The following is a 25411-nucleotide window of genomic DNA, read 5'->3' as shown; positions in this document are numbered from 1 at the left end:
CATCGTTGTCGCGGCGGCTCAACAACCGCCTCAATCTTTTGGGAGGATACCATGAAGAAACTACTTGCGGGCTCCGCAATCGCACTCGTTGCCGCAACCGGCGCCGCTTATGCTGGCGGCCATGCCACTTCGGCTTGCCTTATCACCAAGACAGACACCAACCCCTTCTTCGTGAAGATGCGCGAAGGTGCGACTGCTGCAGCCGAAGAGCTCGGCATCAATCTGCTGACCTTCGCAGGTCGGGTCGACGGCGACCACGAGACACAGGTTGCCGCCATCGAGACATGCATCGCAGAAGGCGCATCGGGCATCCTGCTGACGGCGTCCGACACATCGTCCATCGTGTCCGCGGTGACCGAAGCACGCGAAGCTGGCCTCGTCGTTATCGCTCTCGACACACCGCTGTCGCCGATCGACGCCGCCGACGCGACTTTCGCGACCGACAACTTCCTCGCCGGTGAGCTGATCGGCGCCTGGGCCGCTGCATCCCTCGGTGATGCCGCTGCAGATGCCAAGATCGCAATGCTCGACCTCGCTGTCAGCCAGCCGACCGTTGGCGTTCTGCGCGATCAGGGCTTCCTGACCGGCTTTGGCATCGACGTCGGCGACGTGACCCGTTGGGGCGACGAAACCGATCCCCGGATCATCGGAAACGAAGTGACCGCCGGTAACGAAGAAGGTGGCCGGACTGCCATGGAAGCCCTGTTGGCCGTCGATCCCGACATCAACGTGGTCTACACCATCAACGAGCCTGCCGCTGCCGGTGCCTACGAGGCGCTCAAGTCGGTCGGTCGTGAGAACGACGTTCTCATCGTGTCCGTCGACGGTGGCTGCCCCGGCATCCAGAACGTCGCAGACGGCGTGATCGGTGCGACGTCGCAGCAGTATCCGCTGCGCATGGCCGCGCTGGGTATCGAAGCGATTGCAGCCTACGCGGCAGACGGAACCCTGCCCCAGCCTACTGAAGGCAAGGACTTCTTCGACACAGGCGTCGCGCTCGTCACTGACAAGCCGGTCGAAGGTATCGAGAGCATCGACACCGCCGAAGGCACCGAGCTCTGCTGGGGCTAATCGCGACAATCTAGGGTAGATCTAGCCGCTACCCTAGACTTACACTCAACTCAGAAGACCGAAAGTGGGCGCCATCGTGGTGCCCACTTCACCAAGGGAGGGGCAAATGTCACCACAGGATAACTACGAGTCGGCCCTAGAGGGCGCCTCGCAACAGGTCGCCTCGTTCGAGGACGAGCGCAAGGGCGCCGTTGCAAGGTTTCAAAGCCTGCTTCACAGATTTCCGGCTGCGGTTTCGCTAATCGTCTTGCTGGTGGCGATCCCGGTCTTCGGTCTGTTGATCGACCGCGAGCCTTTGATGTATTCCCTTGGGATGGTTGATTTGGAGGACATCTCCAACTCCCGCTATCGTTTTTTCAGCCTTCGCACCCTTTCCTTTATCCTTGATCAGGTGATGATCGTCGGGATCGTCGGGGCCGCGCAAGCTCTGGTCATCCTGACCGCCGGCATCGACCTCAGCGTCGGCGCGATCATGGTGTTCTCTTCGGTGATCATGGGCCAGTTCACGTTCCGCTACGGCCTGCCCGTCGAGGTGTCCGTCGTGGCCGGACTGGCGGTAGGCGCGCTTTGCGGTTTCATAAACGGCTTTCTTGTCGCGCGAATCAAACTGCCACCCTTCATCGTTACGCTGGGCATGTGGCAGATCGTTCTGGCAACCAACTTCCTCTATTCCGCAAACGAAACCATCCGCAGCCAGGATATAGCTTCCGAGGCTTCGCTCCTGCAGGTCTTTGGAAAAGCCGCGTTTACCATTGGCGGCGACGCCGAGGGGCGTGGTGGGGCAAACTTCACCGTTGGCGTGCTGTTCATGATCCTTCTGGTGATCGGCCTTGCCTATGCGCTGCGCAATACGGCCTGGGGACGACATGTCTATGCTGTCGGTGACGATCCCGAAGCAGCAGAGCTGTCGGGTGTGAACGTCAAGGGCACACTGATCTCAGTCTATGTGATGTCTGGTCTGATCTGCGCCTTCGCTGGCTGGGCCCTGATCGGACGGATCGGCTCCGTGTCACCCACTTCCGGGCAGTTGGCCAATATCGACAGTATCACCGCTGTCGTCATCGGAGGCATCTCGCTCTTTGGCGGACGTGGCTCCATCCTGGGCATGATCTTCGGTGCCTTTATCGTGGGTGTGTTCACCATGGGCCTGCGCCTGCTCGGTGCGGATGCTCAGTGGACCTACCTCTTGATTGGCGTGCTCATCATCGCAGCCGTCGCTGTCGACCAATGGATCAGAAAGGTGTCATCGTAATGGAACCGCTTCTCAAAGGCCGCAATCTGGTCAAGCGTTATGGCAAAGTGACTGCACTCGATCATTGCGACTTCGACCTCTTTCCCGGCGAAATCCTTGCAGTCATCGGCGACAACGGCGCCGGCAAGTCGACACTCATCAAAGCGGTTTCTGGTGCCGTCGTCCCGGATCAGGGCGATGTGTATCTCGAAGGCAAGAAAATCCACTTCACCTCGCCTATTCAGGCGAGGGAGGCCGGGATCGAGACTGTCTACCAGACGCTTGCCATGTCCCCTGCCCTGTCGATCGCTGACAACATGTTCATGGGGCGCGAAATGCGCAAACCGGGTTGGCGGGGTCAATACCTGCGTCAGCTCGACCGCCCCGCGATGGAAAAGTTCGCTCGTGACAAACTGTCCGAACTGGGCCTGATGACCATTCAGAACATCAACCAGGCGGTTGAAACTCTGTCCGGTGGTCAGCGCCAGGGTGTCGCGGTGGCACGGGCCGCAGCTTTTGGCTCCAAGGTGATCATTCTGGACGAGCCGACGGCCGCACTGGGCGTCAAGGAAAGCCGCAAGGTGCTGGAGTTGATCCAGGACGTCAAATCGCGGGGCATCCCCATCATCCTGATCAGCCACAACATGCCGCATGTGTTCGAGGTCGCCGACAGAATTCACATTCACCGGCTCGGCAAACGTCTTTGTGTCATCAACCCGAAAAATCATTCGATGTCCGACGCGGTTGCCTATATGACTGGGGCCAAGGAACCCGAGACCGAACTCGAAGCAGTCTAGAGGCTAAATCTTGCTAAACATCACGGCCCATGTGAACGCAGTGGCCGAATTGGTCCACGAGAAGCGCGCCGATCAAGACAGGCTGCTCGTCGCCATCGCAGGGGCGCCGGGCAGCGGCAAATCGACCTTGGCTGACGAAGTTGCCAAGCGGTTGAGATTGCAGAAATGTCTCGCTCAGGTTGTCCCGATGGATGGCTTCCATCTGGACAACTCCATTCTTGAGGATCGAGGGCTCAGGGGGCGCAAGGGTGCTCCCGAAACCTTCGATGCTCACGGCTTCATCCATGCGATGCAGCGCATAAAGCATGGGGGCGAGGTCATTTTGCCCAGCTTTGATCGCCAACGTGACATCGCAATTGCGGGTTCGGTCTCCGTGCCGTCCGAATGCCAAGTGGTTCTGGTCGAAGGCAATTACCTGCTTTTCGACGAAGAGCCGTGGCGCAGGCTATTCACGCTGTGGGATATCACGGTGATGCTCGAAGTTCCGATGCCGGAAATCCGGGCGAGATTGATACAACGATGGTTGAGCCACGGTCTGTCTCGGGCAGCCGCCACCCGCCGAGCGGAAAGCAACGATATTCCCAATGCTCAACGTGTCGTGGCGCGTGCCGTTCCCGCGGATCTGGCGCTTCAAATCGGGCAATCCGCATAGCAACTTGGTCTTGCTGAGTTACCACTTGTCCCTATGATGGGAACATGAAAACGCATCCCAATACCCCGCATCTCACGCGCGAGACCACAGCTGCCCTGCTTGAGGCTCGCCATTCAGATCCGTTCTCAGTTCTCGGCCCGCACAAACAAGGCCGAAGTCGTTGGGTCACCGCGATTGATCCAGGTGCCGATACGCTCTCGGCTATCGTCGGGAAGAAACGGTATCCGCTTGAACGGGTCGATGGAGCGTTGTTTTCAGGAAAGGTGCCCGGCACGAAACCGTACCTGCTCGAAGGGACCGGGGCCGACGGATCAAGCTGGACATACGAAGACGCCTACCGCTTTGGCGCGGTACTGACCGATTTCGACGAATACCTGCTCGGGGAAGGCAATCACAATCGGCTATGGGAAGCCCTCGGCGCCCATGTGATGACGCTCGACGACACTCCCGGCACCCATTTCGCGGTCTGGGCGCCGTCTGCCCGGCGGGTGTCGGTCGTCGGTGATTTCAATTTCTGGGACGGACGCCGGCATGTCATGCGCAGACGTGGCGGCACGGGCGTCTGGGAGATTTTCATTCCCGGCGTCGGTGACGGCGCGATCTACAAATACGAAATCGTCGCCGGGGATGGCAGCGTAGGGCCGCTGAAGGCCGATCCCGTGGGATTTGGCTCGCAACACCCGCCGGAAACAGGGAGCGTGGTGCGCGATCTGTCCAATTACGGCTGGCACGACGGCGGTTGGATGGGCGATCGTGCCGACGTAAACCGCCGAGACGCCCCCATTTCGATCTACGAAGTCCATCTGGGATCGTGGAAACGGATATGGGATCAGAACGGGCGGTCCCTTTCCTACAAGGAAGCGGCGGAAGACCTCGTGAACTACGCCCGCGACATGGGGTTCACCCATATCGAATTGATGCCGGTGTCCGAATATCCGTTCGACGGTTCTTGGGGCTACCAACCCGTAGGAATGTTTGCGCCTACGATCCGCTTTGGGCCACCAAACGAATTCCGCGATCTCGTCGATGCCGCGCACCAAGCGGGGCTCGGGGTTCTGCTCGATTGGGTGCCGGGGCACTTCCCGACAGATCCACACGGGCTTGGCCGGTTTGACGGCTCGCACCTCTATGAACACTCCGATCCGAAAGAGGGCTTTCACAACGACTGGAAGACCTTGATCTACAACTATGGTCGGTCCGAAGTGGCCAATTTCCTTACTGCGAACGCGCTGTATTGGCTGGACGAGTATCATCTCGACGGGCTTCGCGTGGATGCCGTGGCGTCGATGCTGTATCGGGATTATTCGCGTCAGGAAGGCGAATGGATTCCGAACAAGGACGGTGGTCGCGAGAACTATGAAGCGATCGACATGTTCCGTCGGATGAACACCGCCACATACGGGCAATTTCCGGGCATCATGACCGTCGCCGAGGAATCGACCTCGTTCCCCAAGGTGTCCGCTCCGGTGGATGCGGGCGGTCTTGGCTTCGGCTTCAAATGGAACATGGGCTGGATGAACGACACGCTCGAGTACATCAAGCACGATCCGATCTACCGCAAGTATCACCATCATCAGATGACCTTTGGCATCGACTACGCCTTTTCGGAGAATTTCATCCTTCCGATCAGCCACGACGAGGTCGTGCATGGCAAAGGCTCCATGCTGTCGAAAATGCCCGGCAACGATTGGGAAAAATTCGCGAACCTGCGGGCCTACTATGGGTTCATGTGGGGACATCCGGGCAAGAAGCTCTTGTTCATGGGCTGCGAATTCGGCCAGCCAGAGGAATGGGACCACGACTCCCAGATCAATTGGGACGCCGCTCAGCAACCCGCCAACAAAGGCATTCAGACCTTGGTGCGTGATCTGAACGAGCTCTATCGCAGCACGCCCGCCTTGTATGAGCTGGATTGCGAACACACCGGTTTCGGCTGGATAGACGGCGGCGATGCCGAACAGTCGACGATCAGTTTCCTTCGGCGTGGCAAGGACGGGTCCAATCCCTGCATCGTGGTCTGCAACTTTGCAAACATCGAACGATCGGAGTTTCGTGTCGGCGTGCCCGAACTCGGGCACTGGGCCGAACGACTGAATACCGATGCGGGCATCTACGGCGGTGCAAATCGCGGCAATATGGGAGGCGTGGAGGCGTCAGCGGTAGAATGGAACGGCCAACCGGCCTCCATCACCATCACATTGCCGCCATTGTCGACGCTGATTTTTCAGCTCTCGTCGGCATAAAAATAACGGGAGGAGACCCATCTTATGCAAAACAATCGGCGCCTGACGAACCGAGCCATGGCATTCGTGCTCGCGGGGGGCCGAGGCTCCCGGTTAAAGGAACTGACGGATCGACGGGTCAAACCCGCAGTCTATTTCGGCGGCAAGGCCCGGATCATCGACTTCGCACTTTCGAATGCGATGAATTCGGGGATCCGCAAGATGGCAGTGGCGACCCAATACAAGGCGCACAGTCTCATTCGCCATTGCCAGCGCGGCTGGTCCTTTTTTCGGGTCGAACGAAACGAGTTTCTCGACATCCTGCCGGCATCGCAACGCGGCAACAACGAAGCCTGGTATCGCGGCACGGCCGATGCGGTCACCCAGAACATCGACATCGTCGACAGTTACGACATCGATCACATCATCATCCTGGCCGGCGACCATATCTACAAGATGGACTACGCCGAGATGCTTCGTGAGCATGTCGAGAATGGGGCAGATGTCACCATCGGATGTCTGACGGTGCCGCGGATGGAGGCCACGGCCTTTGGCGTCATGCATGTCGACGAGAACGACCGGATCACGCAGTTTCTGGAAAAGCCCGCTGATCCTCCCGGAACTCCGGAAGATCCGAACAAGGCGCTGGCCTCGATGGGGATCTACGTCTTTTCGTGGCCGTTCCTTCGTGATCTGCTCAAGGCAGACGCCGAAGATCCCAATTCCTCGCATGACTTCGGCAATGATCTGATCCCGGATATCGTCAAGAACGGCAAAGCGATGGCGCACCGCTTCGACACGTCTTGCGTGCGGCATGCCCCTGACGCCCCTGCCTATTGGCGCGATGTCGGTACGGTCGACGCCTTCTGGCAGGCGAACATCGACCTGACCGATTTCACCCCGGATCTGAACCTCTGGGACAAAAATTGGCCGATTTGGACCTACTCCGAATCAGTGCCACCGGCGAAGTTCATCCATGATGAAAGCGATCGCCGCGGGGTGGCAATTTCATCAATGGTCTCCGGAGGATGCATTATTTCGGGCACCGAGGTGCGGAATTCGCTTTTATTCACCGAAGTGCACACGAATTCCTATGCAGTTCTCGATCATGCGGTGGTCTTGCCTTATGTAACCGTCAACAGATCGGCCCGCCTGCGGCGGGTTGTCATTGATCGGGGAGTGATCATTCCAGAGGGCCTTGTCGTAGGGGAAGACCCGGTGGAAGACGCAAAATGGTTCCGAGTGTCCAACAAGGGGATCACACTGATCACCCAAGACATGCTCGATGCCCGGGAAGCGGGTATTCAGCGAGAGTCCAAAAGCTAGGAAACGCGCCTGATGCTGAACGTCCTTTCAGTTGCTTCTGAATGTGCCCCGCTGGTGAAAACCGGCGGGCTCGCGGATGTCGTCGGAGCTTTACCCGCCGCGCTGGCGCACGAGGGCGTCGGGTTTCGGACGCTCCTGCCCGGCTATCCGGCGGTTCTGAAAGCACTTGGGGACGCCGCGACGGTGTATACCGAGCCGAACCTGTTCGGCGGGCCCGGAAAGCTCCTTGCAGGCACGGCAGCAGGGCTCGACCTTCTCGTCATCGATGCGCCGCATTTGTATGACAGGGGCGGTTCGATCTACCTCAGCCCGAAAGGACGCGATTGGCCGGACAATCCCGAACGGTTCGCCGCACTCTGCTGGATGGCCGCTCGGATCGGAATGGGTGCCATCGACGACTGGCGGCCGGATGTCCTGCATTGTCACGACTGGCAGGCGGGCTGGGTTCCCGAGTACCTGCACGACATGGGCGGGACGGGCAAAGTCGGGACGGTGATGACGATTCACAACATCGCTTTCCAAGGGAATGCTGATGCCGCCAAGATCCCCGCCCTGCGACTGCGGCATTCACGGATGACCAAGGACGGCTATGAATTCTGGGGGCGAGCCTCGGCATTGAAAGCGGGTCTCATGGGGGCGGACAAGCTAACCACCGTGTCGCCGACATACGCCCGCGAGTTGATGACCGACAGTTTCGGCATGGGCCTCGACGGGGTGATGCGGCTGCGCTCGGCCGACCTATCTGGCATTCTGAATGGTATCGACGAAGAGGTTTGGAACCCGGCAACAGACCCGGAGATCAAACCCTACAAGACCCCTCGGGGCAAGGCCGCCAACAAGGCCGCGTTGCGTGCAGAAATCGGATTGGATGAGGCGGAGGGCCCGCTTTGCGTGATGATCACGCGGCTGACCGAACAGAAAGGCGTCGATCTGCTGCTCGAAGCGATGCCGACGCTTTTGGCGCGCGGTGGGCAACTGGCTGTCCTGGGGTCGGGCGACCCGGCTTTCGAGGACGCATTGCGCAATGCCGCGCGAAACGATCAGGTGGCCGTTCATATCGGCTACGACGAAGCGCTGTCGCATCGGATGATTGCTGGAGGCGACGCGATCCTTGTGCCGTCCCGGTTTGAACCCTGTGGCCTGACACAGCTTTATGGCCTGCGCTACGGAACAATCCCTGTTGTCGGTCTGACCGGCGGGCTGGCCGACACCGTGATCAATGCTTCCACGGCCGCGCTCGATGTGCAGGCCGCCACCGGCATTCAGTTCAACCCCATCACCGCGCAATCCCTGCGCAGCGCCCTGTCGCAGCTTTGCGATCTGTATGCAGATAGCACGACGTGGGCAAAGATGCAGAAAAACGCCATGCGACAACCGGTCGGTTGGGGGCCATCCGCCCGCGCCTATGCCGCGCTATATCGGGATATTGCGCCCAGCTCATGACTCAAAATCTAACGATCACTGCAGGACGCCCCTATCCGATGGGCGCGACCTTCGATGGCGAAGGCGTAAACTTTGCCGTCTTCTCGCAAAATGCAACCCGCATGACGCTCTGCCTCTTTGACCGCAGCGGCAACGAGCACCTGCTGATCGACCTTCCAGAGAACGAAGGTCACATCTGGCATGGCTACATCTCGGGCCTCAGACCGGGGCAGCAATATGGATATCGGGCACATGGGCCCTACCGGCCCGACGAAGGGCACCGGTTCAATCCGCACAAATTGCTGCTCGATCCATATGCCAAGCAGGTCGCAGGCCACCCGATCTGGGACGAGTCGCTCATGGGCTACGACATGTCCGCGATGCACAAGGACCTCACCTTCGACACGCGCAACTCGGCCAATTTCATGAACAGAGGCGTCGTGGTCGACCCCACATTCAGCTGGGGCGACGACCGTCCGCCTCGGACACCGATGTCCGAGACGGTGTTCTACGAGGCCCACGTCAAAGGGTTGACCGCGCTCCGGCCCGATATCCCCAACCGCGGTACGTATCTCGCACTCGCTTCGGACCCGATCCTTGAGCACCTCAACAACCTCGGGGTGACCGCGATCGAGTTACTGCCAGTGCACGCCTTCCTGAATGAACAGCATTTGCTGGACAAGGGGCTGACGAATTACTGGGGCTACATGTCCATGTCGTTCTTCGCGCCCGAGCCGCGCTACATGTCGCACGGACAGATTTCCGAATTCCAGCAAATGGTCGCCCGCCTCCACAGCGCCGGCATCGAGGTCATTCTGGACGTGGTTTACAACCATACCGGCGAAGGCAACGAACTCGGGCCGACCCTCAGCTTTCGGGGCCTCGACAATGCCAGCTACTACCGGCTGCAAGAACACAACCCGCGCTATTACGTCAACGATACCGGCACAGGCAACACGCTGAACGTCGATCACCCCATGGTCATGCGCATGATCATGGATTCACTGCGCTACTGGGTCGAAGTGATGCATGTCGACGGGTTCCGCTTCGACCTCTGTTCCGTTCTGGGCCGGACCAGCAACGGTTTCGACAGGAACAGCCCGTTCTTTCAGGCGGTCCGGCAGGATCCGGTTCTCGCGACCGTCAAGATGATCGCAGAGCCTTGGGATATCGGACCGGGCGGATACCAACTCGGCTCCTACCCACCGCCTTGGGCGGAATGGAACGACAAGTTCCGGGATCAGACCCGCGCGTTTTGGCGCGGTGACGAGGGCATCGCGCCAAAGCTCGCACGGCGGGTGAGCGGATCCGCCATTCGGTTTGACCATGACGCCCGGCACGCGACGTCCTCGGTGAATTTCCTCACCGCGCATGACGGTTTCACGCTCAAGGATTTGGTCAGCTACAACGAAAAGCACAATCTGGCGAATGGCGAAGACAACCGTGACGGCCACTCGCACAATCACTCCGACAACATGGGGCACGAGGGGCCGTCCGACAAACCCGAGATCATCGCGGCGCGTGCCTTGCGGCGGCGCAATATGGTCGCCACCCTGATGCTCAGTCAGGGAACGCCATTGATCCTCGCAGGGGACGAACTCGGCAATTCCCAGGACGGCAACAACAACGTCTACTGTCAGGACAACCCGCTTGGTTGGGTGGATTGGGGAACCGAGAACAAGGGCGACGACCCCGAATTTCTGGCCTTCTGCCAACGGATCATCCAATTCCGCAAGGAACATCCGATCCTGCGGCAAACCCGTTTCCTGCACTCCAAGAGCCGCCTTATCGATGGGGTCCCCGATCTCTTCTGGCGGAAATCGGACGGCACGCCGATGTCGGACGAGGATTGGTCCAATCCCGGCCTCCACTATGTCGCGCTCGAAATGCGCACCGCGTCGGGGACGCCAGAGTATGCAGCGCTCGAAGAAGCGATTATCGTGGTCCTCAATGCGGGTCACGGTCTGAACGTCGCGCTGCCTGCGACTCCAAAAGAGCGTCAATGGGTGCGCCATATCGACACCGCGCGCCCCTATGCCTCGCCCAAGCCAGCTCGACGCATGACGCGGGTGCGAGCCAATTCAGTCGTCGTGCTCGTGCAGGAGGCACAGTCGCGACGCTACTAGGAGGAGGATCCGATGACACCCCATACCATCCAGACACAGCCGATCGACGGGCAAAAACCCGGCACCAGCGGGTTGCGCAAGAAGACCCGCGTCTTCATGGAGCCGAATTTTCTCGAGAACTACGTGCAGTCGATCTTTGACGGGATCGGCGGCGTCGCAGGCAAGAGCCTCGTCTTGGGCGGGGATGGACGTTTCTTCAACCAGACCGCTTCTCAGACCATTCTGCGCATGGCCGCCGCCAACGGCGCGGCAAAGGTCATCGTCGGCACCAACGCCCTGTTGTCGACCCCCGCGGCAAGCCACCTGATCCGCAAACGCGGCACCGATGGCGGGCTGATACTGTCGGCAAGCCATAATCCCGGTGGCCCCGAGGAGGACTTCGGGTTGAAGTACAACACCCCGAACGGCGGCCCTGCCCCGGAAGGCGTCACCGACAAGATCTTTGCCGTCACAAAGACGATCGGCAGCTACAAGACGCTCGATACCGCAGATGTCGATTTGTCGACGCCGGGCAGCCTTGCATTGGGCGACATGGAAATCGAGGTGGTCGATCCCGTCTCCGACTACGCCGCGCTGATGCGGGAGTTGTTCGACTTCGAAGCGATCTCGGCACTGTTTGCGGGCGGCTTCAGGATGCAATTCGATGCGATGCACGCTGTCACCGGCCCCTATGCGACCGCGATCCTCGAAGGTGCACTCGGGGCCGCTCCCGGCTCGGTGGTCAACGGTATCCCGTCCAAGGATTTCGGTGGCGGCCACCCTGATCCGAACCCGATCTGGGCCAAATCCCTCGTCAAGACGATGATGGGACCGGACGCCCCCGATTTCGGGGCCGCCTCTGACGGTGACGGCGATCGCAATATGATCATGGGGCGCGGCATCTACGTGACGCCGTCCGACAGCCTCGCCGTTCTTGCTGCCCACGCGCATCTTGCTCCCGGCTATGCTGGCGGGTTGAAAGGCGTCGCCCGCTCGATGCCGACATCTGGCGCAGTCGACCGCGTTGCCGAAGCGCGTGGCATCGAATGCTTTGAGACGCCGACCGGGTGGAAGTTCTTCGGCAACCTGCTGGATGCCGGACGGGCAACGCTCTGTGGCGAGGAAAGTGCCGGCACGGGCTCTGACCACGTCCGCGAGAAAGACGGCCTTTGGGCGGTGCTTCTATGGCTGAATATCCTCGCGGTCACTGGCAAGTCGGTCTCGCAAATGATGTCGGATCATTGGGCCGAGTTCGGTCGCAATTACTATTCGCGTCACGATTACGAAGACGTGGAAAGCGACAAGGCCAACGCCCTGTTCGACGGGTTGAGGGACAAATTGCCCAGTCTTCCCGGTCAGACGTTTGGACCGCTGACCGTCGAATCCGCAGACGAATTTGCCTATGACGATCCCGTCGACGGGTCTCATTCGGCGGCACAAGGCCTTCGGATAGGCTTTGCTGGCGGCGGTCGGGTGGTGTTTCGCTTGTCCGGAACGGGCACCGTCGGTGCGACCTTGCGGGTCTATCTCGAAACGGTGGAAACCGACAAGGCGCGGATGCACCGCGACGCCCAGGAAGCTCTCGCCGATATCATCGCCGCAGCGGATGAGATCGCCGGGATCAAGGCCCACACCGGTCGCGACGCCCCCAACGTGATCACCTAGATCAACATCGGCAGAGCCGGAGCAAGGTTATTGCTTCGGCTCAAGTATATTGGCACTATTTCGTGCATCGGGCCTCGCCCGAACCATCGAGGCACGGTTATTTTCCACCAAGGAGGCGGCCAGAGACATGAAATCTATTGCACCGGAGTTCACCGTAAGCGGCCAGATCGAGCCGGAGGATATCGGTGCGCTCAAGGCCGAAGGCTATTCGACCGTGATCTGCAATCGTCCCGACAACGAAGACCCGGGGCAGACACCCTTTTCTGCCATCGAGGCGGCGGCCAAAGCTGCTGGCATGTCGGCCTACCACATTCCCATCCGTCCGGGGCAAGCCACTGCCGAAGACGTGGTTGCATTCCACAAGGCCGTCACCGCAGCGACGGGCAAGGTGCACGCCTATTGCAAGTCAGGCGGACGGGCGCAAAGCCTCTACACCGCCACCGGACGCTAGAACCGGGCCTATCGTAGCCCGTTGCGAGCAATGTCCTCGGCCAGCTCGGCCATCACGGCCGCGCGGGCCGCCGCAATTGCGGCCGGACCAGCCTCGGGCACGAGGGGTACGCTGAGGCGGAAAGGCACGGCACGGTCGCGCCCTGCCCCGTCGAATGTCGCGACGAAGTACTGTCCAGACAGTCGAAACTCGCCGCGCTGGCTGGCGATGAATTCCTCGACCCGCACTTCAACTCGCACATCGGCATAGCTGTCGAAGGGCCATGGCTCTGACGCGACGCGCGCACCGGTGATCGCGGCAAGGCTGCGCGTCAATTCCAGCGTCGCCGCGCGGGTCGGATCATCGGCCCACAGCAGGGACGACGAACTCGTCAAAGCGCCGTCCGGCGTTTCCACGAATATCTCTTCGAGGCTGGCATAGGTGGGCAGCACGATGTCGCTCACCTCGACCGACCGATAGGCGATCGACACGCTATCCGTCGACGTGATCGCAGGCACAGCGAACCGCTGCGCAGGCTCCGAACAGGCGGCCAGTGTGGCGACAAGAACAAGGGAGAGGGGAAGCAGTTTCATCGACTTATCGTCCTACCAGAAGTGAGTTGGGGCGGCGTTCGATGGCCCGCGCCAAAGAGGCCACGGCTTCGGCAGCACGGGCAACCTCCTGCAAGGCGGCACGCGCATCGCGGATCGCGGGCGACGTATCTTCAAAGCCCGACAAGGTGGTGTTGGCCTGCCCGAGCAACGCATTGGCCCGGTTGAGCAGTGCCGGAAGCGTTTCCGCCGCCGCCGCGATTTCATCAGCCGCGTTGCGGGCCGACAGCAAGGCGGCGTTGGTGTTTTCGATGGCACCGCCGTCGCTCAACTCCGCCATGAGGCTGCGCAGTTCAGCCAAGGATGCCGTCAGCTCGGCCGGGAGGGCCTGTGTGCCCTCGTCGGCCAGCAATGTATCGGCACTGGCCACCAGAGAGGTGACCCGGTCGATCAGCGCATCGAGTTCAAGCCCCTGAGCATCGGCGGCCACGGCATTGAGGTTTTCGATGAGCTGTGGCACGCCTTCGACCGAGGTGGTCACGCCTTCCGCGGCGACCGTGGCGGCATCGACAGCGGCGAGCAAGCGCACAACCGTGTCATTGCCGTTGACCGACACCAGCAGGGTCTGCAATTCGGACAGGGCAGCGTTCAACTCAGATGGCAGGGCCTGGGTGGCCTCGCTCGACACCAAGCTGTCGGCGCTGGCCACCAGAGCGGTGATCTCGCTGGTCAAGGTAGCCAGATCCATGCCCTGCGCCTCTTCGGCCACCACGCTGATACGGGCGACCAGATCCGGGACCCCGGCAAAGGAGGCATCAAGGCTCGCGGCAGTCGCTGCCGCCGCATCCACGGCATCTAGCAAACGGGTGGTGGCGGCATTGGCGTTCAGATCAGCGACGAGCGTCTGCACTTCGGCCAGCGCGCCTTCGAGTTCGGCCGTGACCTGTCCGATCTGGGCAGGCAGGGCTTGAGTGGCATCCGCCCCGATCAGCCCGTTGGCATTGGCCGAAAGCGCGGACAGTTCGACCAGAAGCTCCTCAAGCGGCAGACCATTGGCCTTCGCCGCAAGGGCCTCGATTTCCGCCAGAAGCGCCGGAACGCCCTCTATCGTCGTCTCGAGCTCCGAGGTCAGGCCGGTCACCGCATCCACGGCACTGGCGACACGGTTCACCACTTCCTGCTCCTGAACGGCAGTCAGGATCACGCGGACCTCCGACATCGTCGTCTCGAGATCGGTCATCACGTTGCCCAGCTGGTCAGGCAGGGACTGGATCGCCGGAGACCCGACGACGGTGCGAATCTCGGCAAGCAAGGCGCTGATATCCGCAGGGACTTGCTGGGTTTCTGCGCTGCCGACCAGGACGGACGCATTCGACAGGAAATCGGTGGCGCTTTGCAGCAGTTCTTCGATCGGAAGCTCATTGAGCCGATCGAGGGCGCCCTGTGCGGTCAGGCTCACGTCCGAGATCTCGCTGTCGGCCACCGGAATGATCGGAAATGGACGGGCGTTGATGTTCATGCTGGCCGGAGGAACGTTGGCAACGCTTGCAAGCTGGACCTTCAGACCGCCGGTCAGGATGCTGCCGGACACAAGCCGGGCGCGAAGGCCTTGGTCGACCTGCTCTTGAAGAAAGGTCAGCGCGTCCTCGGCATTGGTCGCCCCATCGAGGCCAAGCCGCGACGGCTGAATGGAAAGGATGGTCTGCAACCGGACGAAGTTGCTCCCCGACGGGGTCTCTTCGATGACACCGTTCAGACCAGACACCTCGCCGATGCGAAGGCCGTTGAGCTCGACCGCCGCACCGGTCACGAGGCCCGAGACGTTGCCGTCAAAGATTGCCATGATATCGACCGTCGCACCTTCCGACCGGTCAAAGATGCTCGCCCGGGCAGCGCCGGCATCGCCATAGACGGTGAAGGTCGTGTCATCGCGCGCCAAGGATGCGCCCGAGACGAATGTGTCAAAGGTCACGCCGCCGGCAATCAGGGACGCAAGGGATTCGAAATCGACCGCCGCGCCGCTCGTTCCGATGGACAACGAGAAGCCGGAGGTGTCCCAGAACCGGGTCTGGTCGGTGACGAGGTTGTCGTAGGGCGAATAGACGACGGCCACCGCTTCGACGGAGAAGCCATCGCTCGATACATTGGCGGTCCCGACCTGCCCCACCTCGACCCCCTTGTAGAGGATCGGTGTGTTGCCGCTGAGCGAACCGTCGTTCGATCTCAGCACGATGCTCAGCCCCTGCTGCCCCCCGACCAAGAGGGGCGCGTCTGCGAGGCCCTCGAAGGTCGATTGCGGCTCCCCGATCCGATCATCCCAGTTGCCCTGCAGGTAGACACCCGACAGCACCGTATCGAGGCCCGAAACGCCCTGTGTGGTCACCTCCGGGCGCACGACCCAGAACTCGGACTCGGCGTCGACATACGGGGCCACGTCCTTGTCCACGCGCACGCCCACGATCACCTGATCGAGGGCTTCGGTGAACTTCACTGTTTCGACGAGGCCGATGGCGACATCGCGGTACCGCAATTCCGTCTCGCCCTTGGCGACGCCGGCGGCGTTGTCGAACACGATCTCGATCAGGGGTCCACGGTCGTTGTAGGTTTGCCATGCCACGCCGAGAGCGATGGCCAATGCGGCAAAAGGCACGAGCCACACGACAGAGGCGCGGTCCCACAGGCTCCGCCTGGAACTGGCAATCGTTACATCCGGAATTTGATCGTTCAACTGTAGGCATCCTCTTGGCGGGGGGACGACGCCCCCGTCGATGGTGTAGCAGGTTTGTCGGCATCTTCGATGCGATCCCAGATCAATCTGGAATCAAAGGCCTGAGCGGACAACATCGTGAAAATGACAGATAGGGCAAAGGACAGAGAGGCCGGCCCCGGATTGATCGAGGCCGCAACGTTCAGTTGCACCAAAGCGGATAAAATCGCAACGACGAATACGTCGATCATCGACCACCGGCCAACGTATTCGACCAGCTCATACAGGTGCTGCCGCGACCCCGCCGACATGTCGGTGTTTCGCCTCGCCGACAGGGCCAGAAACGCAATGCACAGGAACTTGGCCATCGGGATCAGGACACTCGCCACGAGGATGACCACGGCGATCCCGATCGACCCGTGATGGATCAGGTCGATGGCACCGCCGACGATCGTGGATTCGGAGGTCGACAGCAACGTGCGGGTGGACAGCATCGGATAGAGGTTCGCCGGGAAATAGAACATCACACCGACAGTCCACCACGCCCAGACGCGGCTCAGGCTCTTGGGATCGCGGGATTCGAGCGATGCGCCGCAACGGCCGCATTCGGTCCGCTCAATCGGCCAGACGCGGGTGCAGCGGCGGCAACCGACGAGCCCGGCCTCTCGCGCCGTCAGCGCGGCAAGCTGCCCTGTCCCGCTCATACGTCACGCTCTGGATCAAGCGATGCCCAGATCGACCATCGGCACATGTAGTTGTCCTGCACCACGATGATTACGACCAAGGTGCAAAACATGTAGAACGCGGGCCCAAAACCGATCAGCGCCAGATCGGCGACCTTGACAAGTGCGACGGCGCAGCCGAGGGCAAAGATCTCGGCCATCGACCACGGCCGCAGCTTTTCCGACAGCAGGAACGCCTCCCGTGCTTTCTGATAGGGCTTGCGATCCAGCACGACCGGCCAAAGCACATAGATCAACAACATCACCCGAGCCAGCGGGATCACCACGATCAGGGCCAGTACCGGCAGCGACAGCAAGAGCAACGGGCCGTCGGTAAAGGCGAACGCGGCGTCCAGAAGGGTTGCCGAATTGCTGAAGCCGGATGTGTGAATGGTCAGAAAAGGAAACCAGATCGAACCAAAGACCAGCACGATGACGCTCAGCGCCAACATGATGATCGACATGCCGGCCCGCCGTTTCGGCGCAATCAGAACGGCATGGCAGCGATGGCAGACAGCCCGTTCGCCGACTTTCGGCGAAACGACGTGATACAACGCATCACAGTGCGGGCATGCAATGAGGTTTTCGAGATCGTCGAAGGTATCGGCCAAGGCGGTGGCTCCCAAAGGTTATGGGCGTTCTAGCGCTTCTGCAGTGGAAACACCATCAACTAGAGTTGTTACGCGCCGCCTTTGCCTTCCCCCACGCGGGACCGTCTCGGGCCGAACAATGCGGCGAGCATGAGGATCACCCCCGAAACGGTCGCGACCATTCCGGCTGCACTCACCGCGTCGTTGAGGCCGATCCAAAGCGGTCCGTAACCTGCGAGGATATAACCCAGAATGGCCGAGAGGCTGGCAAAGGCCACGCTCCACCAAACCTGCACCGTCAACCGATCCGTCATCAGCCGCGCCGCCGCCGGAGGGCAGATGAACATTGCGATCACGATGATCGAGCCCACCGCATCGAACGCCGCTACGGCAGCCACGGCCGCGACCACCACCAATCCGAAACCGATTGCAGTCACCGGGAGCCCGATCGTGCGGGCGAATCCTTCGTCGAAAGTGGTCAGTTCCAGCGGTCGCCAGAACAGCCAGGTCAGCACGATGACCGCTGCCGCTACGACCGCGATCCGGGCCAGTTCGGGGGGCAAATGCGCCAAGGCAGTTGGGTCCGTCAGCGAGGACCAGCCCGTCGCATCCAACCAGATCAGGCTCTCGAGGCTCCCCATTAGCGCGTGCTCCACATCCAGGTGGACGCCGCTGGTATCCGATTGCTCGAGCAGCAAGACACCGCCCGCAAAGAGCGCCGTAAAGACGACACCCATCGCTGCCCCCGGATCGATCCGCCCCAACCGCTTGATCGCCTCGATCAGCAGCACCGCCACGACCGCCGCCGCGCCCGCCCCGATCAGCATCGGAACCGCAGCGATCGTGCCCGTCAGCAGAAACGCCACCACGATGCCGGGCAGCACGACATGGCTGATCGCATCCCCGATCAGCGCCTGTTTGCGCAGGATCAAGAAATTGCCCGGCAAGGCACAGGCTATCGCCGCGAGCGTCCCGATCAGGATCGGCGTCAGGCTCAACTGCACGAACTCGGCGCTCATGATCGGGGCGCTCCTGCAAGGTGTTCGTCGAACAACGCAATCTCGTCGGGGGTAAAGACGCTCTCGATGGGCGTCAGCCCGTCGTAGCGGCCCGTCTGTGCCGAATCGTGGTGCACCTGCCGCGCGGTGGTCCAGCGGCGCTCGTCGCGGGCGGCTTTGGCGGCTTGTGCTGCGCCCGCCTTGGTCGCAACCCCGTCGGCCCGGATATAGCCTGCCCGCAAGAGAAGGCGAAGGGTCATCTTGTCGTGGATCGGCTCCGACCGGGCCATCGCCAAGAGACCTTGCCGCAAATGCACGCGCTCCTGAAACCTCTGATGCCGGATCACTGCATAAAGAACGCCGCGCAAAGGAGCAAAAAACATAGAGAAAACGAAAATTGCAGCCGCGATCAGAACGATGATCGGCCCGGTCGGCAAGTCAGGCGCGCTGGCGGAAACTGCCGCCCCGATATAGCCCGACGCACCGCCCACGCCGGCCGCGATCCACAGCAATGCCTCGGCCCGGTTGGTCCAGAACCGCGCGGTGACGGCCGGAATGATCAAGAGCGCCACGATCAGGATCAGCCCCACGAATTTGAGCCCGATGACCGTCACCCCCATGACAAGCGCCATCATTGCAAGGTCTGTCTGACGCACGTTGACGCCGCTGGCCTGTGCGAACCCCGCGTCGAACGCCACCAAGGTCATCGGGCGGCGCAACAGCCAGATCACCGCCAAGGCAATCGCCCCACCGCCCGCGATCGTAACGGCATCGCTGAACAGCATCCCGGCGGTGGAGCCCAAGAGGAAGCTCTCTAACCCAGCTTGGCGACCCGCGCTCATGGTCTGGATCACGGTGAGCAAAACCACGCCAAAACCGAAAAACACCGATAAAACAGCGCCAATCGCGGCGTCTTCGGCAAGGCGTGTCCGTCTGCTGATCCAGTCCACGAGATAGAGGCCCAGCGTCGCGGTCACCGCCGAACCGATCAGGAGCCCGGCCAGATTGCGCCCCTCGCCGCCAAACGACACCATTATGAGGAAGGCAATGCCGACCCCCGGCAAGGTCGAATGCGCCATCGCATCCGACACGAGGGCTCGTTTGCGCAGCACCATGAAGCTGCCCGCTGCCCCTGCCGACAGCCCTAGCAGACCGGCCCCCAAGGCCACCAGACTGGCGTTGTAGCCCGCCTGCAAGGTGAGCGCCTGCCAGAGTTCTGTCATGGTACGACCAGCAATCCGAGTTGGTCGATCTGCGCCGATGCCAAGCGGCCGCCGTAGGTCTGCGATATCGTCTCGGAGGTAAAGGCACTCGCCACGGGCCCTTCGGCCACCTTGTTGACGTTCAGCAGCAGGACACGGTCGAAATAGCGGGTCACAGTGGCCAGATCGTGATGCACCGCCACGACCGATTTACCCTGATTCTTCAATTCCTTGAGAACTGCAATTATCGCAGCTTCGGTGGCAGCATCGACCCCGGCGAACGGCTCGTCGAGCAGGTAGAGATCGGCCCCCTGCGCCAAGGACCGGGCCAGAAACACGCGCTGTTGTTGGCCTCCGGACAATTGCCCGATCTGCCGGTCCGCGAAGTCGGCCATGCCGACCCGGTCGAGGCACTCCAGAGCGGTCTGCCGGTGCCGCGCCTTGACCCGTCCGAGAAGTCCCAACTGCCTGTAAAGACCCATCAAAACGACGTCAAAGACCCGAGTGGGAAAATCCCAATCGACACTCGCCCGTTGCGGCACATAGGCGATCCGGTCGCGCGAAACCGACAAGGGGCGATCGAAGACCGAGACCTCGCCCGAGAGTCGCGGCACGATGCCCAGGGCCGCTTTGAGCAGCGTGGATTTGCCCGCGCCGTTGGGGCCGATGATCGCGGTCATCGCGCCTGACGCGAAATCGGCATCGACCGAAAACAGCGCCGGCTTCTCGCCGTAAGACACTGTCATACCGCGGATTTTCATCGCGCTCACCTGCGTGGACGCGGCCATCTTTGCCGCGTTGTCCGCCGCGATCCGAAGCTCTGGCGTTGTCATGCGGCCCCCAGTTTTCCGAGGCGGCCGGCCTCTGGGGCGGTGCCGCCCAGAGCCCTAGCGATGGTGGTGACGTTGTGGTCGATCATCCCGAGGTAGGTGCCTTCGTAGCTGCCTTCCGAGCCCATCGCGTCGGAGTAAAGCTCGCCTCCGATGGCCACTTCGTGACCCTGTGCGGCGGCGCCTTCGATCAGTGCGCGGACCGACCTGTCGGAGACCGAGCTTTCCACGAATACCGCCTTGATGTCGCGTTCGACGAGGGTGTCGACCAGCTCTCCGATGCGCTGAACGCCCGCCTCGCTTTCGGTGGATATTCCTTGAATTCCAAGCACTTCAAAGCCAAAGTCACGCCCGAAATAGCTGAAGGCGTCATGGGCGGTGACGAGGACGCGGGCGGTGTCGGGGACACTCGACAGAACCTCGGTCGCATAGGCCGCGAGCCGCTCTAGCTCGGCCTTGTAGTCGGCCGTCCGCTCCATGTAGGTGGCGGCGTTGTCGGGGTCCGCGGTGCGGAGCGCCGCGGCGATGGCGTCGGTCACGTTTGCCCAGAGTTGCGGGGTCATCCAGACGTGCGGATCGAACCGGTCGGCATAGTCGTCATGGGCCAGAAGCAGGCCACGGTCCAGCCCGTTCGTCACCGCAACAACGTCGCGCGTCCTACTGAGATCATTGAACAATTCCTCCATCTGCGCCTCGAGGTAGAGGCCGTGCCAGAGCACCAGATCGGCCCGCGAGAGCGCCACGATGTCGCTACGCGTCTGCCGGTAGGCGTGCGGGTCGACACCGGGGCCCATCAGCGCCCGGACGCTGACCAGATCGCCGCCGAGCGTCTGTGCCGTGTCGGCGATCATGCCTGTCGTGGCAACGATCGAGAGCGGCGATTGTGCCAGGGCGGGAGTGCTCGCAAAGCCCAATGCAGCAAGGCCGAAGAGCGTCTGTCTGCGGGTCGGAGAAACCGCGGATCTGGAGTCTGTGGAGGGCATTTGCTGTCCTGTTTGGGGAAAGTGTGCTGTCTTGCTCAATATGAGAATGGTTCGCAAAAAGTCAAGCCTATTGCGAATGGCTCGCAATAACGCGGTTTTTTCCCGGGCCGTTAACCGATTCCGCAGCGGCGCGACGGCCGCTGCGGTATGCCGTCGGTACCACGTCGGTATCCGGTCGGTGTCATTTTCGGCACTTGTGCCCAAGGGCCGTGGTTAACACTACGTCCCGAAGCCGCCCGGCGTGGGCGTCGTGACGATCACCGCCTCGCCCGGTTCGAGGGCGGTCTGGGCGCAGGCGGCAAGCTCTTCGACGGTGCCGTCGAGCCGGCGCACCTCGGTTCGCCCCACCTGCCCGTCGCCGCCGCCCGCGATCCCCTGCGGGGGCCGGGACCGGTGCGACGAGAGGATCGCCAGATCCATCGCTTCGAGGAAGCGCAGCACCCGCCGCGTCCCGTCACCCCCTCGGCAGGCTCCGTCGCCACCGGAGCCGGGCCGCAGGCTGAACTCTTCGAGGAGGACCGGGAACCGCATCTCCAGCACTTCGGGATCGGTCAGCCGCGAGTTCGTCATGTGCGTGTGCACACCGGAGGTTCCGGCAAAGGCGGTGCCGTCGTTCATCTGCCCCGCGGGCGATCCCGAGCAGATCGTCTCGTAATACTGGTGCGTGGCATTGCCGAAGGTGGTGTTGTTCATCGTCCCTTGGGCATTGGCCAAGGCTCCCAGCGCCTGAAACAACGCGTTGGTCACGTGCTGCGACGTTTCCACGTTTCCGGCGACGACCGCGCGCGGATATTCGGGCCGCAGCATACAGCCATCGGGGATGGTGATGGTGACGGGCCGCAGGCAGCCTGCGTTCATCGGGATCGGGCTTTCGACCATCACCCGGAACACATAGAGCACGGCGGCGCGGGCGACCGGCTCTGGCGCGTTGAAGTTGTTCTCCATCGCGGGGCTGGTGCCGGTGAAATCGACATGGGCGGTGCGGGCGTCGCGGTCCACGGTGATCTTGACCCGGATCGTCTGCCCTGTGTCGGTGAGGTAGTCGCAGGAACAGTCGCTGAGCCGACCGAGAAGCCGCGCGACCTCTTCGGCGGCGTTGTCCTGCACATGCCCCATATAGGCCTGCACCACGTCGAGCCCGAAATCGGCGACGATCCGTTTCAGCTCGGCCGCCCCCCTTGCATTGGCCGCCACCTGCGCCTTGAGGTCGGCCACGTTCTGCCCCGGATTACGCGCCGGATATGGGTGATCGGTCAGCGTATCGAGCAGCGCCTGCTCCTGAAACCTGCCGCCCTTGACGAGGTGGAGGTTGTCGATCAGCACCCCCTCTTCGTCGACCGTGGTGGCCAGCGGCGTCATCGACCCCGGAGCCGTGCCGCCGACATCGGCATGGTGCCCGCGCGAGGCGGTCCAGAACAGGATTTCGCGGTCGTCGTCGTCGAAGACCGGCGAGACCACGGTGATATCGGGCAGGTGCGTGCCGCCGTTGTAGGGCGCGTTCAGCGCGAAGGCGTCGCCCGGGTTGATCACCGGGTTGTTGCGGATCACCGCTTCGACGGAGCGGTCCATGGACCCGAGGTGAACCGGCATGTGCGGCGCGTTGGCAACCAAGGCCCCCGAGGCGTCGAACACCGCGCAGGAGAAATCCAGCCGTTCCTTGATGTTCACCGATTGGGCGGTGTTTTGCAGGGCCACCCCCATCTGTTCGGCGATGTTCATGAACAGGTTGTTGAACACTTCGAGCAGGATCGGATCGGCCTCTGTCCCCGCGGCCTGCGCCCGGTCCGCCGCCTCGTGCCGCTGCATCAGGATGTGGTCCTGAGCGGTGAGCTTGGCCGTCCAGCCCGGCTCTACGATGATGGTCTGGTTGGCCTCGACGAGGATCGCGGGGCCCTTGATCTCGGCGCCGGGGCCGAGCGCCTCACGGTGCAGCACCTGCGCCTGATGCCACGCGCCACCGGTATAGAGCGGGCGTGTCGCGCCCTTTGGGGTGTTCGCCTCGGCGTCGATTTCGGGGGGCCGCCCGGTGTCGGGCCGGGCCTCGGCGCCTTCGACCTCGACCGCCTCGATGATGATCTCGCGCTCGGGGTCGATAAAGCCGAACTGCGCCTGATGGGCGGCTTCGAAATCCGCTTGCGCGCCGGGTCCATCCGCCACGGGCAGGGTGGTGTCCGTGCCGGCGTAGCGCAGGTGCAGCGTGGTGCGGGCGTCGTGGTCCGTGATCCCTTGGGCCGCCAGATCGGCGCTGACCTTGGCGGTCAGATCGGCCGTGAGCGCCGCGAGCCCGGGCGCATCGTGCAGCGCCTCGACAAGCCCCTGCTGGCGGCTGGCAGAGACCCGCGCCAGCCCGATCCCGTAGGCCGAGAGCAGCCCCGAGAGCGGGTGGATCAGCACCGCTTCCATTCCCAGAGCATCGGCCACGAGGCAGGCGTGCTGCCCCCCGGCCCCGCCAAAGGAATTGAGCAGGTAGCGAGTGACGTCATAGCCGCGCTGCACGGAGATCTTCTTGATCGCATTGGCCATGTTGGCCACGGCGATGGTGATAAAGCCCTCGGCGATATCCTCGGCGCTCTTGCCCTCGCGGGCGGCGATGTCCGCAAACTTCGCAGCGACGGTGTCGCGGTCGAGCGGCTGATCCTGGCCGGGGCCAAAGATCGCGGGAAAGAGATCGGGGTTGAGCTTGCCGAGCATGACGTTGGCGTCGGTGACCGTGAGCGGGCCGCCCCGTCCATAGGCGGCGGGCCCCGGATCGGCGCCAGCGCTGTCGGGGCCGACGCGAAAGCGGCCCGGCTCGGCGTGCAGGATCGACCCGCCGCCGGCGGCGACGGTGTGAATGCGCATCATCGGCGCCCGGATGCGCACCCCCGCCACCTCGGTGTCGAAGGCCCGCTCATAGCCGTCGGCGTGGTGGGCCACGTCGGTCGAGGTGCCGCCCATGTCAAAGCCGATGACCCGGTCGAACCCGGCATCCCGGGCGGTCTCGACCATGCCGACGACGCCGCCGGCGGGGCCTGACAGGATCGCGTCCTTGCCCTGGAACTGCTCGGCTGCCGTCATGCCGCCGGAGGACATCATGAATTGCAGCGTCGGCCCCGGCGCGCCCGCAGGCGTCGCCCCCAGAGCGCCCGCCACGCGAGCCACATAGCGGCGCAGGATCGGCGACAGATAGGCATCGACGACGGTCGTGTCGCCGCGGCCCACCAGCTTCACAAGGGGCGAGACCTCGTGGCTGACCGAGACCTGGCCAAAGCCCATCTCGCGGACCATCCGGGCCAGCGCCACCTCGTGCACGGGCGCGCGCCAGCTGTGCATCAGCACGATCGCCACCGCGTCGATCCCCTCCGCGCGGGCCGCCTGCAAGGGCGCGCGCAAGGCCTCCAGATCGATGGGCTGCTCGACCGTGCCATCGGCCCGCTGACGTTCGTCGACCTCGATCACACGATCATAGAGCTGCTCGGGCAGGATGATTTCCTTGGCAAAGATGTCCGGACGACCCTGATAGGCCAGACGCAAGGCGTCCTTGAACCCACGGGTGATCAACAGAAGGGTGCGGTCGCCCTTGCGCTCGAGCAGGGCGTTGGTGGCCACCGTGGTGCCCATCTTGACGGTGCCGATGCGCTCCGGATCGATCCCACCCAGCAGACGCGAGATCCCCTCGATCGCGGCATCCTCGTAGACGCCGGGATTCTCCGACAAGAGTTTCAGCGGATGCAACGCCCCGTCAGGGTCACGCCCCACCACGTCGGTAAAGGTGCCGCCCCGGTCGATCCAGAAATCCCATACGCTCATCACGGCTCTCCTGTGTCTCAGCCATGGGTGCGGCAAGCGGCGGCGATGGTCAAGCCACCACCCTTCGGGCGCGGTGAAATGCCATAGCTTCTTTGGGTCAAAAATATCCCGGGGGAGG

The 25411-nt window shown here is 62.3% G+C and carries 19 protein-coding genes; 10 read left to right on the top strand and 9 right to left on the bottom strand.

The features are described from left to right. The first annotated feature begins 51 nt into the window (after positions 1–51). The 10 genes from LOM8899_RS18440 to LOM8899_RS18395 all read left to right on the top strand — a co-directional run bounded on the left by LOM8899_RS18440 (position 52) and on the right by LOM8899_RS18395 (position 12942). Complete coding sequence (locus LOM8899_RS18440; protein ID WP_093993767.1) at positions 52–1071, top strand: sugar ABC transporter substrate-binding protein; 1020 nt, start codon at positions 52–54, stop codon at positions 1069–1071. Positions 1072–1177: 106 nt separating this feature from the next. Then, positions 1178–2323, top strand: a complete 1146-nt coding sequence (locus LOM8899_RS18435) for an ABC transporter permease (RefSeq protein WP_093993731.1) — start codon at positions 1178–1180, stop codon at positions 2321–2323. After that, a complete protein-coding gene (locus tag LOM8899_RS18430) occupies positions 2323–3099 on the top strand; it encodes an ATP-binding cassette domain-containing protein (protein WP_093993730.1) in 777 nt (258 codons plus the stop codon). The genes LOM8899_RS18435 and LOM8899_RS18430 overlap by 1 nt, the downstream gene beginning before the upstream one ends. Before the next feature lie 10 nt (positions 3100–3109). Next, positions 3110–3751 (top strand): nucleoside triphosphate hydrolase, encoded by a 642-nt coding sequence (locus LOM8899_RS18425; RefSeq protein WP_093993729.1) that lies wholly within the window; start codon positions 3110–3112, stop codon positions 3749–3751. A 44-nt stretch (positions 3752–3795) separates the two neighbouring features. Then, positions 3796–5994, top strand: a complete 2199-nt coding sequence (glgB, locus tag LOM8899_RS18420; protein ID WP_093993728.1) for a 1,4-alpha-glucan branching protein GlgB — start codon at positions 3796–3798, stop codon at positions 5992–5994. 24 nt (positions 5995–6018) lie between these two features. After that, positions 6019–7299: a glucose-1-phosphate adenylyltransferase gene (glgC, locus tag LOM8899_RS18415; protein WP_093993727.1), complete on the top strand. Its 1281-nt coding sequence runs from the start codon at positions 6019–6021 to the stop codon at positions 7297–7299. Between the two features lie 12 nt (positions 7300–7311). Further along, positions 7312–8742: a glycogen synthase GlgA gene (glgA, locus tag LOM8899_RS18410; protein ID WP_093993726.1), complete on the top strand. Its 1431-nt coding sequence runs from the start codon at positions 7312–7314 to the stop codon at positions 8740–8742. Further along, complete coding sequence (gene glgX, locus LOM8899_RS18405) at positions 8739–10847, top strand: glycogen debranching protein GlgX (protein ID WP_093993725.1); 2109 nt, start codon at positions 8739–8741, stop codon at positions 10845–10847. Before glgA ends, glgX begins: the two co-directional genes overlap by 4 nt. A 12-nt stretch (positions 10848–10859) precedes the next feature. Continuing rightward, positions 10860–12491: an alpha-D-glucose phosphate-specific phosphoglucomutase gene (locus tag LOM8899_RS18400; RefSeq protein ID WP_093993724.1), complete on the top strand. Its 1632-nt coding sequence runs from the start codon at positions 10860–10862 to the stop codon at positions 12489–12491. A 127-nt stretch (positions 12492–12618) separates the two neighbouring features. After that, complete coding sequence (locus tag LOM8899_RS18395) at positions 12619–12942, top strand: protein tyrosine phosphatase family protein (protein WP_093993723.1); 324 nt, start codon at positions 12619–12621, stop codon at positions 12940–12942. A gap of 8 nt (positions 12943–12950) precedes the next feature. Here the strand turns inward: LOM8899_RS18395 and LOM8899_RS18390 are convergent, their stop codons facing one another. From LOM8899_RS18390 to LOM8899_RS18350, 9 genes are all read right to left on the bottom strand, one after another. Further along, positions 12951–13514, bottom strand: coding sequence for a PqiC family protein (locus tag LOM8899_RS18390; RefSeq protein WP_093993722.1), 564 nt, complete (start codon positions 13512–13514; stop codon positions 12951–12953). 4 nt (positions 13515–13518) lie between these two features. Continuing rightward, entirely contained in the window at positions 13519–16200 is a 2682-nt protein-coding gene (locus tag LOM8899_RS18385) for a PqiB family protein (protein WP_093993721.1), read from the bottom strand. Continuing rightward, positions 16197–16883, bottom strand: a complete 687-nt coding sequence (locus tag LOM8899_RS18380) for a paraquat-inducible protein A (protein WP_093993720.1) — start codon at positions 16881–16883, stop codon at positions 16197–16199. The genes LOM8899_RS18385 and LOM8899_RS18380 overlap by 4 nt, the downstream gene beginning before the upstream one ends. After that, a complete protein-coding gene (locus LOM8899_RS18375; RefSeq protein ID WP_211096228.1) occupies positions 16880–17512 on the bottom strand; it encodes a paraquat-inducible protein A in 633 nt (210 codons plus the stop codon). Before LOM8899_RS18375 ends, LOM8899_RS18380 begins: the two co-directional genes overlap by 4 nt. Positions 17513–17580: 68 nt before the next feature. Next, positions 17581–18510 (bottom strand): metal ABC transporter permease, encoded by a 930-nt coding sequence (locus tag LOM8899_RS18370; RefSeq protein WP_093993718.1) that lies wholly within the window; start codon positions 18508–18510, stop codon positions 17581–17583. Then, complete coding sequence (locus LOM8899_RS18365) at positions 18507–19712, bottom strand: metal ABC transporter permease (protein WP_093993717.1); 1206 nt, start codon at positions 19710–19712, stop codon at positions 18507–18509. Before LOM8899_RS18365 ends, LOM8899_RS18370 begins: the two co-directional genes overlap by 4 nt. Further along, positions 19709–20479: a metal ABC transporter ATP-binding protein gene (locus tag LOM8899_RS18360; RefSeq protein WP_093993766.1), complete on the bottom strand. Its 771-nt coding sequence runs from the start codon at positions 20477–20479 to the stop codon at positions 19709–19711. Before LOM8899_RS18360 ends, LOM8899_RS18365 begins: the two co-directional genes overlap by 4 nt. 41 nt (positions 20480–20520) lie before the next feature. Then, positions 20521–21504 (bottom strand): metal ABC transporter solute-binding protein, Zn/Mn family, encoded by a 984-nt coding sequence (locus LOM8899_RS18355; RefSeq protein WP_093993716.1) that lies wholly within the window; start codon positions 21502–21504, stop codon positions 20521–20523. Positions 21505–21723: 219 nt separating this feature from the next. Continuing rightward, positions 21724–25293, bottom strand: coding sequence for a hydantoinase B/oxoprolinase family protein (locus LOM8899_RS18350; RefSeq protein ID WP_093993715.1), 3570 nt, complete (start codon positions 25291–25293; stop codon positions 21724–21726). Positions 25294–25411: the final 118 nt, after the last annotated feature.

The organism is Flavimaricola marinus, from assembly GCF_900184895.1.
In the GTDB taxonomy this organism is placed as follows: Bacteria; Pseudomonadota; Alphaproteobacteria; order Rhodobacterales; family Rhodobacteraceae; genus Flavimaricola; species Flavimaricola marinus.
Note: the sequence above shows the minus strand (reverse complement) of the source record. Positions and strands in the feature narration are given on the sequence as shown.

Excerpts from the sequence above, each read along its gene's own strand:
- LOM8899_RS18355 (WP_093993716.1), bottom strand. The coding sequence starts at position 21,504 with ATGCCCTCCACAGACTCCAGATCCGCGGTTTCTCCGACCCGCAGACAG.
- LOM8899_RS18365 (WP_093993717.1), bottom strand. The coding sequence starts at position 19,712 with ATGACAGAACTCTGGCAGGCGCTCACCTTGCAGGCGGGCTACAACGCC.
- LOM8899_RS18400 (WP_093993724.1), top strand. The coding sequence starts at position 10,860 with ATGACACCCCATACCATCCAGACACAGCCGATCGACGGGCAAAAACCC.
- glgA (WP_093993726.1), top strand. The coding sequence starts at position 7,312 with ATGCTGAACGTCCTTTCAGTTGCTTCTGAATGTGCCCCGCTGGTGAAA.
- LOM8899_RS18435 (WP_093993731.1), top strand. The coding sequence starts at position 1,178 with ATGTCACCACAGGATAACTACGAGTCGGCCCTAGAGGGCGCCTCGCAA.
- LOM8899_RS18370 (WP_093993718.1), bottom strand. The coding sequence starts at position 18,510 with ATGAGCGCCGAGTTCGTGCAGTTGAGCCTGACGCCGATCCTGATCGGG.
- LOM8899_RS18440 (WP_093993767.1), top strand. The coding sequence starts at position 52 with ATGAAGAAACTACTTGCGGGCTCCGCAATCGCACTCGTTGCCGCAACC.
- glgB (WP_093993728.1), top strand. The coding sequence starts at position 3,796 with ATGAAAACGCATCCCAATACCCCGCATCTCACGCGCGAGACCACAGCT.
- glgC (WP_093993727.1), top strand. The coding sequence starts at position 6,019 with ATGCAAAACAATCGGCGCCTGACGAACCGAGCCATGGCATTCGTGCTC.
- LOM8899_RS18430 (WP_093993730.1), top strand. The coding sequence starts at position 2,323 with ATGGAACCGCTTCTCAAAGGCCGCAATCTGGTCAAGCGTTATGGCAAA.
- LOM8899_RS18390 (WP_093993722.1), bottom strand. The coding sequence starts at position 13,514 with ATGAAACTGCTTCCCCTCTCCCTTGTTCTTGTCGCCACACTGGCCGCC.
- LOM8899_RS18360 (WP_093993766.1), bottom strand. The coding sequence starts at position 20,479 with ATGGCCGCGTCCACGCAGGTGAGCGCGATGAAAATCCGCGGTATGACA.
- LOM8899_RS18350 (WP_093993715.1), bottom strand. The coding sequence starts at position 25,293 with ATGAGCGTATGGGATTTCTGGATCGACCGGGGCGGCACCTTTACCGAC.
- glgX (WP_093993725.1), top strand. The coding sequence starts at position 8,739 with ATGACTCAAAATCTAACGATCACTGCAGGACGCCCCTATCCGATGGGC.
- LOM8899_RS18395 (WP_093993723.1), top strand. The coding sequence starts at position 12,619 with ATGAAATCTATTGCACCGGAGTTCACCGTAAGCGGCCAGATCGAGCCG.
- LOM8899_RS18380 (WP_093993720.1), bottom strand. The coding sequence starts at position 16,883 with ATGAGCGGGACAGGGCAGCTTGCCGCGCTGACGGCGCGAGAGGCCGGG.